Source organism: Thermopirellula anaerolimosa (assembly GCF_054657335.1).
Map to the genome: position 1 here is coordinate 1908682 of NZ_BAAHYX010000006.1, position 14826 is coordinate 1923507.

11 protein-coding genes are annotated in these 14826 nt (G+C 61.7%); 6 read left to right on the forward strand and 5 right to left on the reverse strand.

Going from position 1 to position 14826, the window contains the following annotated elements; all coding sequences use genetic code 11:
- Positions 1 to 2: 2 nt before the first annotated feature.
- Together ACYQ6J_RS12935 and ACYQ6J_RS12940 are read left to right on the forward strand one after the other, a co-directional pair.
- Positions 3 to 851 carry a class I SAM-dependent methyltransferase gene (locus ACYQ6J_RS12935; protein ID WP_460184598.1) on the forward strand — a complete coding sequence of 283 codons (849 nt, stop codon included), beginning with the start codon at positions 3 to 5 and terminating at the stop codon, positions 849 to 851.
- Positions 852 to 984: 133 nt separating this feature from the next.
- On the forward strand, positions 985 to 1644 hold the full coding sequence (locus ACYQ6J_RS12940) for a TlpA family protein disulfide reductase (protein ID WP_460184599.1): 660 nt from the start codon (positions 985 to 987) through the stop codon (positions 1642 to 1644).
- A gap of 40 nt (positions 1645 to 1684) precedes the next feature.
- On the opposite strand, the gene ACYQ6J_RS12945 is transcribed toward ACYQ6J_RS12940, so the two are convergent.
- On the reverse strand, positions 1685 to 2953 hold the full coding sequence (locus ACYQ6J_RS12945) for a hypothetical protein (protein WP_460184600.1): 1269 nt from the start codon (positions 2951 to 2953) through the stop codon (positions 1685 to 1687).
- 876 nt (positions 2954 to 3829) lie between these two features.
- Between ACYQ6J_RS12945 and rsmG the strand changes: the two genes are divergently transcribed.
- Both rsmG and ACYQ6J_RS12955 read left to right on the forward strand, forming a co-directional pair.
- Positions 3830 to 4675: a 16S rRNA (guanine(527)-N(7))-methyltransferase RsmG gene (gene rsmG, locus ACYQ6J_RS12950; protein WP_460184601.1), complete on the forward strand. Its 846-nt coding sequence runs from the start codon at positions 3830 to 3832 to the stop codon at positions 4673 to 4675.
- A gap of 233 nt (positions 4676 to 4908) precedes the next feature.
- The gene (locus ACYQ6J_RS12955; RefSeq protein WP_460184602.1) at positions 4909 to 5832 is read left to right on the forward strand and encodes a rhomboid family intramembrane serine protease; all 924 of its coding nucleotides are present in this window, start codon (positions 4909 to 4911) and stop codon (positions 5830 to 5832) included.
- Between the two features lie 92 nt (positions 5833 to 5924).
- On the opposite strand, the gene ACYQ6J_RS12960 is transcribed toward ACYQ6J_RS12955, so the two are convergent.
- Positions 5925 to 7679 carry a sensor histidine kinase gene (locus tag ACYQ6J_RS12960; protein WP_460184603.1) on the reverse strand — a complete coding sequence of 585 codons (1755 nt, stop codon included), beginning with the start codon at positions 7677 to 7679 and terminating at the stop codon, positions 5925 to 5927.
- A 507-nt stretch (positions 7680 to 8186) separates the two neighbouring features.
- Between ACYQ6J_RS12960 and ACYQ6J_RS12965 the strand changes: the two genes are divergently transcribed.
- Complete coding sequence (locus ACYQ6J_RS12965; protein ID WP_460184604.1) at positions 8187 to 9209, forward strand: aldo/keto reductase; 1023 nt, start codon at positions 8187 to 8189, stop codon at positions 9207 to 9209.
- Positions 9210 to 9270: 61 nt separating this feature from the next.
- Here ACYQ6J_RS12965 and hypD read toward each other — a convergent pair whose 3' ends face one another.
- The 3 genes from hypD to hypF all read right to left on the reverse strand — a co-directional run bounded on the left by hypD (position 9271) and on the right by hypF (position 13276).
- Positions 9271 to 10353: a hydrogenase formation protein HypD gene (hypD, locus tag ACYQ6J_RS12970; RefSeq protein ID WP_460184605.1), complete on the reverse strand. Its 1083-nt coding sequence runs from the start codon at positions 10351 to 10353 to the stop codon at positions 9271 to 9273.
- A gap of 64 nt (positions 10354 to 10417) precedes the next feature.
- Complete coding sequence (locus tag ACYQ6J_RS12975; RefSeq protein WP_460184606.1) at positions 10418 to 10759, reverse strand: HypC/HybG/HupF family hydrogenase formation chaperone; 342 nt, start codon at positions 10757 to 10759, stop codon at positions 10418 to 10420.
- A 72-nt stretch (positions 10760 to 10831) separates the two neighbouring features.
- Positions 10832 to 13276 (reverse strand): carbamoyltransferase HypF, encoded by a 2445-nt coding sequence (hypF, locus tag ACYQ6J_RS12980; RefSeq protein WP_460184607.1) that lies wholly within the window; start codon positions 13274 to 13276, stop codon positions 10832 to 10834.
- 443 nt (positions 13277 to 13719) lie between these two features.
- Here hypF and lpxK point away from each other — a divergent pair, with 443 nt between their 5' ends.
- Positions 13720 to 14820: a tetraacyldisaccharide 4'-kinase gene (gene lpxK / locus ACYQ6J_RS12985; protein WP_460184608.1), complete on the forward strand. Its 1101-nt coding sequence runs from the start codon at positions 13720 to 13722 to the stop codon at positions 14818 to 14820.
- Positions 14821 to 14826: the final 6 nt, after the last annotated feature.

A 14826-nucleotide genomic window follows, 5' to 3' on the forward strand; every position in this document is an offset into this window, starting at 1 on the left:
GGATGATCGGGAACAAGATCGGCCATTCGGCCGTGATCGACATTCGAGCCGATTCCGCGAAGGATGCGCTTGTGCAAGATGCCCAATTCGACGTCCACGCGCAACTGGAAGAGCGGCATTGGTGGTTTACCGCGCGGCGTCGGATCGTGCAGCGACTTCTGTCGCTGTTGATTCCGCCCGGCGCCTTGGTGATCGACATCGGTTGCGGGACGGGGGCCAACATCGCATCGCTGGTTCCTCCCTATCGGGGCGTGGGGATCGATCCGGCGGCGGCAGCCCTCGTGCCTGCCCGAAGGCGATTTCCGAGCGTCGAGTTCATTCAGGGCGAGGCCCCCGCTGCATTGGGAACACGGTTCGCGGAAGGCGACGCCTTTTTGATGTTGGATGTCTTGGAGCACGTCGCCGACGACCAGAGGCTCTTCGATGAGGTCACGGCGGCGGCGCGAAGCGGGGCCGTGTTCTTGATTACCGTTCCGGCCGATCCCGAGTTGTGGAGTCCGCACGACGAGGCCTTTGGGCATTATCGCCGTTACACGCTGGGAAGTTTGCGGGCGTTGTGGCGAGGGCGGCCTTTGATTCCCTGGCTGTGCAGCTACTATTGCGCTCGGCTTTACCCGATCATCCGAACAGTTCGGCGCTGGACGGCTTTTCGATGCCGGTCGGCGGGACGGGAAGGTACCGACTTTCGCTTGCCGCCGCGACCGCTCAACCGTTTTCTGGAACGACTGTTCGCGGGGGAGGGGGCGAAGTTGGAGGCCGCCCTTCGCAGGCACCTGGCACGGGGATCGTTGGAGGAGCCTCCGCCCTTTCGCCGCGGGTCCAGTTTGATCGCCGTTTTGCGGAAGGAATGACAGGCGCGGCAAAACCGTCATTTTTTCCGGGCCTGCGACTGAGACTTGGGGTAGAATTCAGGGGCAACGCGTTGGCAACCGGCGGCCTTGTTGCCCTCCCATTCGACCGATTCTTTGGAGGAAGGAAGCGAACATGGCATCCGAAACGCCCTCCGCTCCCGGTTGGCACGAACCGGGAACCGAGCCTCGCGAAAGACGCTCCTGGGACCTCTTCGACGTGCTTCGCACCGTCTCCATGATCTGCGTCCTGGGTTTGTTCGCGTTGGTGATTTGGCGGTATTCTCTGTTGAACCCGAATCTGGAAGGAGCGGGCGAGCAACACCCCGGCGTGGGCAAGACGCTTTCCACGATCGCCCTGAAACCGCTGACGGGAGGCGGAGGTCCGGTGCAGGCGGGCGACCTTCAGGGCAAGGTGGTGCTGCTCAACTTCTGGGGCACCTGGTGCCCCCCCTGCCGCCAAGAGTTCCCCCACCTGGCCGCGCTGGCGCAGCGCTATGAATACCGCCCCGAGTTTCGGTTTCTCTCCGTCTCGTGCGGGTCCGGCGACCGGGAGAACGTGGAAAAACTGCGGAGCGAGACGCGGGCCTTCCTGCAAAAGGAAGGCGTCGATATGAGCGTCTATTACGATCCGGACGCCGTGACTCGAAGGAGCGTGGACGCAGCGGCGGGGTTTCGAGGCTATCCCACTACGGTCCTACTCGACTCCGGCGGGGTGATCCGCGGGATGTGGGTCGGCTATTACCCGGGCGTCGAAAAGGAAATCGAACGAGCGATCGCCAAATTGCTTCCCTAGTCCGGGACGCGACTCGAAACGGCGCGGAGTCAAAGCGGCATCAAATCGTTTGGGTATGATGCCCGGTCGTCACCACGTCGTTGACGGCTTCGGGATCAAGCTCCAGATCGACCTCGTCGCTCAAGTTGAGATGATCCAATGCCTGACCCTGCATGAAGCCCGGGGCCAGACCCGCGGGACGATTGGCGGTCACGATTTCGCGGCGAGCGCCGGGCCGAGCAAAGAGCACCTCCAGCATCACGCCCAGTTGCGTCAGATCGTAAGGCATCATCCGCCGCTGCGATTCGTACTCGATGAAACCGTACAGCACTTGCGAAAAACCTCTGCCCACCGGCCAGCGTACCCGAAGCGCCGAGGCTTGATCGTCGAAGAGTTGGTAGATTCTGGCGCGGGTAAGATGGAATTCACGGGCTAAGCGCTGGACGCTCCGGGGCGCATCGTGTAGGCCGATCCGCTGCTCCGCCAGGTCCACCGCCTGGGGAACGCAGTCCTGACGCAATTGTTCGAAAATCGGCAGCACGAATCGTTCACGGAGTTGCTCTGCGGAGGGGATTTCGCCGGATTGCCAGGTGTCCAGAATCCAATTTTGAATATTGACGACGCGACGAATCGCCAACGTAAAGCCGACGGCGGCATCCGGTTCCACACCGTGAAGCGTTTGGTGGACCGTCCTGAATACCTCCCAAACGGCGCGCAACCGCTTCTCACCGAATGCCCGCCGCGCGAACAGTTCGTTGAGCGATAGGCCCGCAAATTCCCCAAGAGGCACTTCCCACATCACGCGCGGAACCGAGCGAAGGGAGGAGACCAGACGACCCAAGGGCAAGGTTTCTAGGCGGTGCCTGCGGACGGTGTCGCGCCACTCGCTCCAAACGACCTCATTAATTTGGGAGAGATCGAAGTCGGCGATTTTCTTTTGGCCCTCCTCCTCCAGTTGCGCGGCGGCCTCCATTTGCGGCAGCATGGCGGGATTCGTGGCCACCGCCCGTTCCAGCAACATCAGCAGTCCGCCCAGTTTTTTTTGGCCGATGCCGGGTGTGGCGGCTATGCTGCGAAGATCGGACGAAACGATTTCTCGCAGAGTTTTCGTGATGACCGGAAGGGGGAGGTTGCGGTCCGCCGCCGTCGCCCAGAAGCCCAGACGCTTCTCCCAAAGCGAACTCCGCTCGGGCTGAGACAGCGTCTGTCGCAATTCTTCAAATCGTGCAGCGAGCTGCATCAGTTGCGAGGAACTGAGATTCAGCATGGGAACCTTCTCCACTCCCTGAGAGATCAAGCGGCGAAATCCGCCCGAAGCGGGACGATCCATGAGTCGTCTTCCGTACAAAATAAACACCCTCCGCCCCTACAGGCGTCGAGAGCTTTAGTTCGCATATCTGTTCCGGAAACGCGGAGGGAATCGTCCAGGTAGGTTTGAACCGGACGGCGGCATCCGTCGGCGGTCCAATTTTTGTCTCTTTTTACCGTCGATCAATGGCACACGGAGCCGGGATTTTGGAATTCCGTCCCCCCGTCTCCTTAAATCATTAATCCCCAAAGTGCCGAACGGTTTCGGCGAAGGCGAAAATTTGCTGGATTTTTTTCAACCGACAACTGCAAAGCGCTCCAAAATCTTCGGCGCGTACCAACCACGGATCGCCTACCAGGGTCGCACCGGAAGCCCCTCTTGCCGAGGGGGGGCCTTTGCCTGTTTAGTTAACTATACGCTATTCAACGCCGTTTTTTGAACCCCGGCCACCTAAATTTAGGGACGATCTGCGTGTTTGTGAGGTACTTTGACCACGAAAAGCTGACATTTCCGTGCTTGGAACCCGTATCTTCCATCCCCTGGCGTTCCTTGCCGCATGGTGCCGACTGTGGGACAATCGCGTTAAGCCCGTGGAGATATTTCGCGAGTTTGTTCGATTTGGTTCAGATATCCTGAAATGCAGGCTGATCTGCTGAACGGGCTGGATTTCATTCGTAACCGTCTATCCTGAATGAGGTTGATTCGGGTTTGCGATTTCGAACGCTTGGCTCCATTCGGCGCTCACGTTCGCCGATCGGCAGGTTTTTCGCGAAACAATGCCCGCAGATATCGGGTTGCCCTAGCGAGGCGCCGTCATTACCCCAAAACCCCTAAGTTTTGCGGTTCACGGGGTTTTGCAGCGGTTAGGGGCGGAAAGGCAGTTAGAAAAAACTCGGCATGAACGATTCTTCCGCGGATTCCGTGAGCGGTGATGCGTTGCAGGTCGCGGCTCGTGATCTCGGAATCGAGTTGACGGCGCAACAGGCCCACTTGCTGGCGGCCTACTGCCGATTTCTTTGGAGCTGGAACGAAAAGATCAATTTGACGCGGCACACCGATGTTGCAAAATTCGTGCGTCGCGATCTCCTGGACACCTGGGTGTTTGCTCGGGCGATTCAACCGGACGAAATCGTGGTCGACGTTGGAACGGGGGGCGGCGTGCCCGGGGTCCCACTGACCATCCTCCGTCCGGACCTTCGCGTTTTCCTGTGCGAAACCGTGGCAAAAAAGGCCCGGGTGGTGCACGACATCGTGTCGCAGTTGGGCTTGCCGGTGCCGGTCCTGCACGGCCGAATCGAAGAATTCCTTAGGGAAGGACGCTGGGAGTTCAATTCTCTCCTCTTTCGTGCAGTGGCCCCGCTTTCGAAGATTCTCTACTGGGTCCAACCCCACTGGGGAAAATTCGACCGGTTACTGATTCTGAAGGGACCGCGCTGGGTGGAAGAGCGCGGCGAAGCGAGGCATTTCGGACACCTCCGCGGACTGGCTCTCCGCGTCCTGGATCGCTACGAAATGCCGGACACCGCCGCCGAGAGCTTCTTGCTGCAAATTGCGCAAAAGGAACGTTGTGGAGAGGGAAAGACCTGCCGACTTTCTCGGCGAACCTCTCCGGACGTTGCAACCGCGGCATGGGTGGAGCCGAAAATCGAAGACCCGCCGCGCGAGTCGGGGCACGGTCGCAGCAGGCCCCCGCAACCCCCAAACCGCGGCGGAACTCGGCGCAGACGCCCGCCGCGACGCTGAATCACCATCCCGCCGACGCCGCGCCGTCTCCGCTCGCGCCCTCGGTTTTCCTTCGCGCTATCGGTAGTCCCCAAACTCCGGTGATACGCTACAATTACTGGGCGGCGCACGCAACGGATCGGATGGCGAGCGTGCATGCGAGGCGTCAGGCAAGTGGTGCGCGGGGGATCGATTCTCCCCAAGGGGGGCCTCTCGGTCCTGCATCTTTTTGATCGTCGTGGCGGCGAGGATTCATGGGCTGGCAAGATCGTGACTATTCCCGAACCGTTCATACTCCCTACTCTCCCGGAGGTTGGAGCGGCCCACAATCCGCCATCGCCTGGATCGTATTGATCAACGTCATCGTTTACGTCGCGGATGCGCTGACGGACTACCAAATCAGTCGCTGGACCGCCGCGCGAGTCGATGCCATCAAGCAGCCTTGGTTATGGTGGCAGTTCGTCACCTACGGCTTCACTCACGACAAGGCCTTCAACCACATCTTCTTCAATATGTTGACGTTGTGGTTGTTCGGCCGGGAGATCGAATACCTCTACGGCCGCGCCGAGTTTACGAGACTGTATATGGTCTTGATCACGGCCGGCGGCGTTTTTTGGTCGATTACGAACGTGCTCAGCGGCAGTCCGGATGTCGGATTGGTCGGGGCCTCCGGGGCGGTGGTGGGCATTTTCCTCCTGTTTTGCCTGCACTTTCCCCGCCGCACCATCTTGCTGTTTTTCTTTTTGCCGGTTCCGGCTTGGGTGGCCGGACTGTTCCTGATCGTGCCGGACGTGTTGGGCGCACTCCAGGTCAGCACCAGGGGGCAAATCGCCTATTCCGTCCATCTTACCGGAGCGATTCTTGCCGCCCTGTACTATTATCAGGGCTGGAATTTCGGGCGAGCGTTGCAGTCGCTCGGTTGGCGGAACGTCTCGGATCGCTGGTACATGTGGACGCGTCGACGCCCCCGCCTTCGCGTTCGGAATCCGCGGGGGGATACGCCCACGTTCGACGACGAAGACCAAGAGAGCGAGGCCTTCGAAAAGTTGCAGCGCGAAGTCGATCGGATTCTCGACAAGATCGCGAAAGAAGGCACGGAAAGCTTGACGCGGCAGGAGCGACGGACCATGCAACGGGCATCGCAACTGTTCCGCGAGCGCCTGTCGGGCAAGCGTTGAGATCGTCGAGCGGGCGGACCTTTCTTGCCGCGGCGCAGCACGAGGTCCGCCGTCAAGAGCCTCGACTTCTTAACGGGGATCGCCTCCGCACGTCACGTCGTCCCGCCGGTCAGAGGAATGCGGCAGATCCAGCGAACGCCGTCTTCGGATTCCCGGACCTCGAATTCGCCGCCCAGCAGCAACGCCCGTTCACGGACCACGAGCAAGTCGGGATCGAACACCACCCGGTCTTTGGTCGGTTGAGAACCGCCGCTCACGAAAAGCTCCAGAGTTGCCCATTCTTCATGGCACGACAAGTTCAGTTCGATGGGCGCCGTTTCGTGGGCGAACCGCCCCGTTTTCAGCAGTTGCTCGGCGATGCGAAAGAGCGAAGTCGCCAAATGCGGCAATAGTGAGACGACACCGTTCGGCGCATGGAACGTGATGATTCGACCGGTTTCGGATGAAAGCCCTTGAATATACTCCTCCAGGGCGGGTACCAGTCCGAACCGTTCCAGTGTGCCCGAGTGTAGGGCGTCCGCCAAATTGCGGCATACCGTCAGGCATTGCTTGGCGATCCGGGCGGCGGTCCCCGCCACCGGATCGGGATCCCCGTCGGCGTGTGTCGCCGCGAGTTTGTCCAAAGCCAGCGACAAGCCCGTCAACTCTTGGCTCAGGCGATTGTGGAGTTGGTCCCAGACCAGACGCCGATCCAATTCGCTGACGTCCAAGAGACGACGCAGGCAGGCCTCTTTCTGCCGCAATTCGGCTTCAATGCGGTAACGCTCCGTGACGTCGGTTCCGATGATGATCAGGTCGTGGATCGACCCGTCTCCGGAAGTTTGCGGAACGCAGCGACAATACCAAATCCGTCCGCTGCCGCCGCGAAGCTTCATCGAGGTAACGATGCGCTGATCCCTGGCCTGTTCCAGCTTGGCCAAACACGCGGCGCGGTCCTGGGGATCGACCAAGTTCAGGATGGACGATCCCAACGCCTCCGGTTCAATGGGGCGGTTGATGTACTTGAGGTTGAATTGCGAGTCGACCAAGGCAATCCGGTCCGGCAGATTCTCGACCAGCGATTGCCACCGGTTGCGGCTTTCCCGCTCGGCCTGTTCCGCCAGTTTGGTGGGCGTGATGTCCTCGACGAGGGCGAGTCCCCAGCCTTCGCCGGGTTTGAGCATTTCCCCAATCGATACGTAAAGCCTTCCCCAGACGACGCTTCCGCTCTTGTGCAGGTATCGCTTCTCCAGCACGACCTTCGAGATTCGGCCTTCCGCCAGAGGCGTCAGGGTCTCGGTCTCTCTCGTCATATCGTCGGGATGCGTGATGTCGGCGATCGACGCCCCTTGCAATTCGTCCGGTCGATACCCGAGCATTTGGGCGAATTGTCGATTCGCCTCCAGGATGTGCCCCGTGAAGTCGCAAATCACAACGCCCACGCAGGCGTTCTCGAACACCCGATGGAAACGAACGGCGGGCGCGCAGGTTTGATCGCACTCCGCTCCCCGTCGTAGACGCGACGAGGCCGTCCGCAGTCGATCCGTTAACTCTTGAAGATCGACCGGATCGTACAGAAAGTCGTCGAAGGCATCGGCCCAATCCTCGCCCGACGGTTCGCCGGCGCGAGGGCGCGGGCGGATCAGAATGCGCTGTGGGCTGTGCTTGCCATTTGCGAGGGCGATTGCGGTGCGGACGCTCTCCGTATCGGGCAAGCGTGGGGAATCGACGATCCAGATGGAAGCGGCTTGAATCCGATCAAGCAACTCCGCCCCGCGAGACGCCCCTTCAACGATAGCAACGTCCCATCCCTCGGATTCCAAGGGTCGGAAGAGATGCGGTGCCGTGCTGAAGACGGCGATTTTCATCACAAGCCCCCAGCCTGCCCCAGGTCCAACGTCCGCACGGCCTGCTTGGCATCGAACAACCAACCCAAGCGCCCCTCTTCGGACGAGTATACTCCGTCGCACGGACCAATCGAGACCCTAACGAACGGACGGTGAAAGAAGCATTCACCTTAGGGTAAGATTTTACCGGAATATTCCACCAATGCACAAGAAGCCGCCGCACAACAATTTACGCGAGCGAATCGAGAGGATTTCCCTCGCTGGGTTTCCCGATCAAGTCGGCCTGGAGCGCGGCGCGGCGAACCGGAACCGCGTCTTCCATCGCACTTGCGCGAGGTCGACATTCGTCGGCAATTCGGGACATCGCCGGCGAAAAACACCAGAGCATTCGTAATGATTCCTCGCAGCGAGTTTGACTTTCCGCCCTTCCCGCCAACAATGATAAGACAACCGGCGGCGACCCGACCGACGGGCGCCCCCGTTTCATCCTAAGGCTCAGCCTTCCTTCTTTTAGCGGAGAATTCACTGATGGCGTCGCAATCGTACTCACGTCGAGAATTCGTACGTCAGTCCGGGATCTTGAGCGGGACCGCATGGGTCTCGGGCGGTTGGCTCGCTAATGTTTCCGCGAGCGAGGCGGTCGAAGCGTCTTCGGAGGCACGACCGATCCCGAAACGGGTCCTGGGGAGAACCGGCGAACAGTTGACGATCTTCACGCTGGGGACGGCGCCTTGCGGAAACTCGAGGGAGATGTCTTTCGAGGACATCGCCAAGGTCGTGAATACGGCGATTGATTTGGGGATCAATTCCATCGATACGGCGCCGGCTTACATCAAGGCCGAGGAAGGGGTGGGTTTGGCGATGAAGACTCGCCGCAAGGAGGTCTTTCTTGCCACCAAGGTCCCCGCCGATACCGTCGAGGAAGGCGAGAAGTCCTTGGCCCGTTCGTTGAAGTTGCTTCAAACCGATTACGTGGATTTGCTCTACTATCACAGCGTGGGCAATCGCAAGGTCGACGGCGCCCTGGATGCGGAGGGCGTTTTCACGTGGTTGGTGCGTCAAAAGGCGGCGGGCAAGTGCCGCTACATCGGGATTTCCGGGCATAATCTGCCGGGAAGGTTCGCGCAATTCCTCGAAACCGGCGAGGTGGACGTCCTCTTGGCCGCCGTGAACTACGTCGATCGCCACACCTACAACTTCGAGGAGCAGGTGCTGCCCATCGCTCGCAAGCACAACGTGGGCATCATCGCCATGAAGGTGCTGGGCGGGGCCGATCCCGCCAAGGGTAGCTACGCCAATCCTCGGTCCACCGGATTGTTGGTCGGCGACAAGGTGGGACCGGCGATACGCTATGCGCTTAGCCTGCCCGGCGTGTGCAGCGTCAATCTCGGCATCAATAACGTGGAGCAACTGCGGCAGGATATCGCCCATTTCTACGAAGACGCCCCGCTGTCCGAGCAAGAGACGGCGGCCTTGTTGGCGGAGGGCAAGCCCCTGGCCGACAAGTGGGGCGCCCATTTCGGACCGGTGACCGAACCTGCGCGAAGCTGATCGAATCGGTCTTGCCGCAGCGAACCTGATCTTGGCCGACGGGCGCTGCCCGCCTGTTTATTCACCGGCGATACCGGTAATAGGCGGCGCACGCGCCCTCGGACGAGACCATGGGTGCACCCAGGGGTTGTTCGGGCGTGCATAGTCGACCAAAGGCGGGGCACTCCGTGGGACGCTTGAGGCCCTGCAAGACCTCGCCCGCGATGCATTCCCGCGATTCCCCCTGCCCCGTCGCCCCAACGTCGAACCGCCGCTCGGCATCGAAGGCGGCGAACTCTTCGCGCAGGGCGAGGCCGCTTTGCGGGATGACGCCGATCCCCCGCCATGCCCGGTCCACGACTCGGAACACCCGCCGCATTTGCTCCTGCGCCCAGGTATTGCCTTGCGGTCGGACCGCGCGGGAATACTGGATTCGGACCTCCGCCCGCGCGGCTTGCAACTGCTCCACGCACTCGCCGATGCCCCATAGGATATCCAGCGGTTCGAATCCGGTGACCACGATCGGCACGCGAAAGCGCTCCGCCAGGGGAAAGTACTCCTCGATACCCATCACCGTGCAGACGTGCCCGGCGGCCAAGAATCCTTGCACGCGGCAGTTCCGCGAACTGAGAATCGCCTCGATGGCGGGCGGCACCAGCACGTGGGCCGACAGGATCGAAAAATTCGCAAGCCCCATCCGAGCGGCTTGAGAGACTGCCATGGCGTTGGCAGGCGCCGTGGTCTCGAAGCCCACCGCGAAAAAGACGACCTGACGCTCGGGGCGGCGGGATGCCAAGGCCACCGCGTCCAAGGGTGAATAGACGATTCTCACGTCGCCGCCTTCGGCTTTGACTTCCAGCAAGCTCTTGCGACTTCCCGGCACCCGCAGCATATCCCCAAAGGAACAGAAGATGACGCCCGGTTGGGACGCAATGGCGAGCGCTTTGTCGATGATTTCGACCGGCGTGACACAGACCGGACAGCCCGGCCCGTGAATCAGCGTCAATTCCGGCGGCAACAACCGGTCCAGGCCGTAGCGAAGAATGGAATGCGTTTGACCTCCGCAAATCTCCATCAACGTCCACGGTTGTCGGACTAGACCGCGGAGTCGGTCCGCCGTCGCGCGAACCGCCTCTGCGTTGCGATACTCTTCCAGATATTTCACGGCCGAATTCCTTGTTCACACGGAAGCCTCGGGCGGTACCGGCGGATGCCGCCCCCTGCGCAACTTAGCTGCCTGTTTGATCGCCGCCTGTCGCCTCGGCCGATTGACGCACGCGGTTTTCCTCCGGTTGGTTTTTCAGAGAGTTCTCGCCGGGGCCGTCTTCGAAGGGATCGCCGGGAAGTTCACCTTCGATTTCTCGGATGAGACGCAAGTTTTCCTCCGCCTCGGCCTCATCCAATCGGCTGATGGCGAATCCCACGTGCACCAACACGTATTCGCCGGGGACCGCCTCGGGCGTGTAGGCCAGGCAAATCTCCTTGCGGATGCCGCCGAAATCGACCCGACCGTAGGGCAAACCGTCGCGATCGAACGTTTCCAATATCTTCCCTGGAATCCCCAAACACATGCTTGGTAATCCTTCGCTGAAAAGGTGCTCGTTCTCGAGCGATCTCGCTTGTTTATTTCGGCATTCTCGCCGTTAGGCCGGAGCCTCCACGGAGAGGTCCGCGCCGCGCTGCCGCAGGGCTGCCAACCAAATCTGACCCAGCGCCAAACCGCCGTCGCCGGGAGGGATTTCGCGGTGCACCAATAGCCGGAACCCGTCGTACTCCGCGAAACGTCCCACCAATTCTCGTAACAGGGAGTTTTGAAAGCACCCGCCGGACAAGGCTACCGTGCGACAACCAAGCCTCCTCGCCGTTTCCGCGACCGTTTGGGCCAGCCTGGCGTGAAAGGCCGTCGCCAAGGCTCCGATCGGCGTCTGATTCTCTACGGCCCGAAGCAGCGAAGCAAAGAGCGGTCGCCAATCCACAATCCAGGGTTGTGCCCCCATACCGCCGCCGGCGTCCGCGATAGGACACGCCTCCAAGGGTTGCGCCAACTCCCGCGGGTCCGTGCTTCCCCGTTCTTTATGATACGCTTCCCGAAAGTCTTCCGCCGCGAATTGCAGTTTCATGGCCGCCTGCCCCTCGAAGGAGGCGTTTTCGCCGAAGCCGAGCAGCGCTGCCGCCGCGTCGAACAGTCGACCGGCACTGGATGTCCGCGGACAGAGCGTACCACCCTCCAACAGACGCATCAGCACCCGACACTCATCGGCGCGGAAAAGATGCTTCAAGGGCTGCGCGGCCTCGGGCCCCAAGATTTCGTAGAGGCATCCCAAGGCCGATCGGCGAGGTTGTCGCGCCGCGGCGTCTCCGCCGGGCAAGGCGAACGTGGCGAAATGGGCGACCCGTCGTATCTCCCGCCCGTCGAATAGAAAGAACTCCCCACCCCAGGACGTGCCGTCCGTACCGTAGCCCGCCCCGTCCCACACGGCGCCCAAGAGGGGCAACTCCAAGGCCGCCTCGTCGTGCGATAGGCCCTCGTTCTCCGCCAGGCATGCCGCAAGGTGCGCCTCGTGATGTTGAACACGAAGCAGCGGTAACCGCAGACGCTCGCTCAATTCCTCGGCGAATCGGGTGGACGCATAGTCGGGATGCAGGTCGCAAACCAAAAGTTCCGGGGCGGCCTGGAAGAACCGCAACAAATCCTCGACGGACCGGCGGAAGGCACGGAGGGCGGCGGGCGTATCCAGGTCTCCCACATGCGAGCCGAGCACGACGCGACGCCCCATCGCCAAGGCCGGTGCGTTCTTCAGGTGCCCGCCCAAGGCGACCATGACCGGAAGAGGCTCACGCAAGCGGATCGGACGCGGCGCGAATCCCCGGGCACGGCGGATCACGCAGGTTCCCAAGGAGTCGGCCAGAACCACCGAATCGTCCACCGGGCGCACGATCGGCCGATCGTGCAAAAGGAAGCCGTCCGCGATACCGCCCAGTCGCTCCAAGGCCTCATCGTTTTCCACGGCCATCGGCTCTTCCGAGAGGTTGCCGCTGGTGCATACGAGTGGTCGGTCGACCGCTCGCAGCAGCAAGTCGTGCAGCGGCGTGGCCGGAAACATGACGCCCAAGTAGGGATTGCCGGGGGCCGCGGACTCGGCGATCGGCGGTGTTCGCGATGCGACGTCCCGTTTTCGCAGCAGCACGATCGGCGCCGCGGCAGATCGCAGCAAGCGGCGAACCTCGTCCGATTGCAACCGGCAGTAGCTCTCCGCCGCGGCCTCATCCATCAATAGGGCGAAGGGTTTGTCGGGACGGCGTTTTCGCCGGCGCAGTTCGCGAACGGCGGCCTCGTTCGTGGCGTCGCATATCAGTTGAAAGCCGCCTAGTCCCTTCATCGCCACGATGTATCCCGCAAGAACGCCGTCCGCCGCGATCCGCAAGGCGTTGTCTTCTTCCGCCAGGACGTTCCCCTGCGAGTCGCAGAACGCAAGCCGCGGACCGCACTGTGGGCAAGCGATGGGTTGTGCGTGAAATCGCCGGTCGCCCGGGTCTTCATATTCCTTGCGGCAGGCCGGACACATCGAAAAGAGTTTCATCGCCGTCAGCGGTCGATCATACGGTACGCCCTCCACGATCGACCAGCGCGGCCCGCACTGCGTGCAATTCGTGAACGGATAAAGGTACCGCCGATCCCGCGGATCGCGGACCTCGCGCAGGCAATCCGAGCACACGGCCAGGTCGGGGGGAATCGTCGGCGAAGGACTTCCCGCCGCGACGCTTTCGCGGACCTCGAAACCGTTCGCATTCGATCGGTCCGCCGATGCGTCCGGACTATCGAGCGGTATTCGCTCGGCCTGGAACGTCTCGTAGCAAGTCCAAGCGGGAAATTCGTTCCGCAAACGGTCCTCGAACGCCCGAACCGCCGCGACGCCGCCTTCCACCTCCATCACCACCCGATCGGACTCGTTCCGAACCCAACCGGAAAGTCCCAAATCGTGCGCCAACCGATACACGAAGGGGCGAAACCCGATCCCCTGGACCGTGCCGGTCACTGAAATCCGCGTGCGGATGCGTTCTCCTGGAAGAGCAAATGGATCGTGCATGAGGGGCCGCGACAAGCTCGCGCGGAAAGGTTGAAGTTGCGTTGGGCGTTCAAAGCGGATGTAAGGAATGGCGTCCAAGCGGCGACCGTAAGCCGCCCGGCAACGACGACCGCCCCGGCCCTTCGAGACGGCGACCGACCTTCGGACTCGCACCGCCGCCGGTCGGTGGTTCGCTCCGCCTGCTCACCGCAGCGGATGCTTGCGAGCGGCGATTGTCCGATCGACGTGCCATAGTGCCATCCGACTCGACCGATAATTATACGGGCAACGGAGTGCCGGGGTTTTGCCCCGACGAAGCGGCGGGAATAGGAGCACCGGGGTTTGAGCGCGTATAATCTCCGGTTTCAAAGAGGTTTTGCGCAGTTGCCGTGCGCGTGCCGCGCGGGCGACCGTTGAAGCGTTCGTCGCGGCGTTTTCAGTGAGATCACGGAGGGTGTTCGCGAATGTGGGATGCGCAGCGATGGCGGGACGTAGTCGGCGGTCGCGATCGCTCTTGGAAGGCGACGGGTATTCGCGCCGTACTGGCCGTCGCCGAACCTCTGGTCATCGCGGGCACGCTGTGGCGGAACCGGCGCTACGACTGCGGTCGGGCCGCGATCCATGACGTGGGCGTACCCGTCATTTCCGTGGGAAACCTCACGCTGGGCGGCACCGGCAAGACCCCCATGACGGCGTGGTTGTGCCGCTGGTTTCGACGGCATGGAGTGCGCGCGGTCGTCGTCAGTCGCGGGTACGGCGCGGAGGCCGGGGCGGTGAACGATGAGGCCGCCGTGCTGGAATTGCAACTGCCCGACGTGCCGCATCTGCAAAACCCCGATCGCGTGGCGGCGGCCCTGACCGCCGTGGAGGAACTGGCGTCGCAATTGATCGTGCTCGACGACGGCTTTCAGCATCGTCGCTTGGCCCGCTCGTTGGACATCGTGATGCTGGACGCCCTGGAACCATTCGGACTGAATCACGTCTTTCCCCGGGGAATGCTCCGCGAACCCTTAAGCAGCTTGGCCCGGGCCGACATCGTCGTACTCTCGCGCGCGGACCGGATTTCCGCCGAGGAAATCGAGCGGATTCGTCACCGGACGCGGCAATACGCACCCGAATCCTTGTGGGCCGAGTCGCGGCATGTGCCCGTCGCGGTGCTCCAACTCGGACGGGACCCGACCTCGCCGAACGAGCTTCAAGGGAAACGTGCGGTCGCCTTCTGCGGCATCGGCAATCCGACCGCCTTTCGCAAGACCCTGAGCAATCTCCAATTGGAGATCGTCGCGTTTCGAGCCTATCCCGATCATTACCGATACCGACGGGAAGATATCGCGGATTTGTCCGACTGGGCAACCGCAAACGGCGCCGACCTGGCGCTTTGCACGGAAAAGGACTGGGTCAAGATCCGTTCATCGCAGTTAGGCGCCGTTCCGCTTGCGGCTCTGCGAATCGAGTTGGAGTTTACGGCAGGGCAAGAGAGCGTTGAAAAGCGTCTGGAAGAGATCCTTGCTGAAATCCACCGCCGCGAACGGGAGGAGGCGGAGGCCGCCGAAGCCCAACCGTGACGGGTG

Excerpts from the sequence above, each read along its gene's own strand:
- hypF (WP_460184607.1), bottom strand. The coding sequence starts at position 13,276 with ATGCACGATCCATTTGCTCTTCCAGGAGAACGCATCCGCACGCGGATT.
- ACYQ6J_RS12975 (WP_460184606.1), bottom strand. The coding sequence starts at position 10,759 with ATGTGTTTGGGGATTCCAGGGAAGATATTGGAAACGTTCGATCGCGAC.
- ACYQ6J_RS12960 (WP_460184603.1), bottom strand. The coding sequence starts at position 7,679 with ATGAAAATCGCCGTCTTCAGCACGGCACCGCATCTCTTCCGACCCTTG.
- ACYQ6J_RS12955 (WP_460184602.1), top strand. The coding sequence starts at position 4,909 with ATGGGCTGGCAAGATCGTGACTATTCCCGAACCGTTCATACTCCCTAC.
- rsmG (WP_460184601.1), top strand. The coding sequence starts at position 3,830 with ATGAACGATTCTTCCGCGGATTCCGTGAGCGGTGATGCGTTGCAGGTC.
- ACYQ6J_RS12965 (WP_460184604.1), top strand. The coding sequence starts at position 8,187 with ATGGCGTCGCAATCGTACTCACGTCGAGAATTCGTACGTCAGTCCGGG.
- ACYQ6J_RS12935 (WP_460184598.1), top strand. The coding sequence starts at position 3 with ATGATCGGGAACAAGATCGGCCATTCGGCCGTGATCGACATTCGAGCC.
- lpxK (WP_460184608.1), top strand. The coding sequence starts at position 13,720 with ATGTGGGATGCGCAGCGATGGCGGGACGTAGTCGGCGGTCGCGATCGC.
- ACYQ6J_RS12945 (WP_460184600.1), bottom strand. The coding sequence starts at position 2,953 with ATGGATCGTCCCGCTTCGGGCGGATTTCGCCGCTTGATCTCTCAGGGA.
- ACYQ6J_RS12940 (WP_460184599.1), top strand. The coding sequence starts at position 985 with ATGGCATCCGAAACGCCCTCCGCTCCCGGTTGGCACGAACCGGGAACC.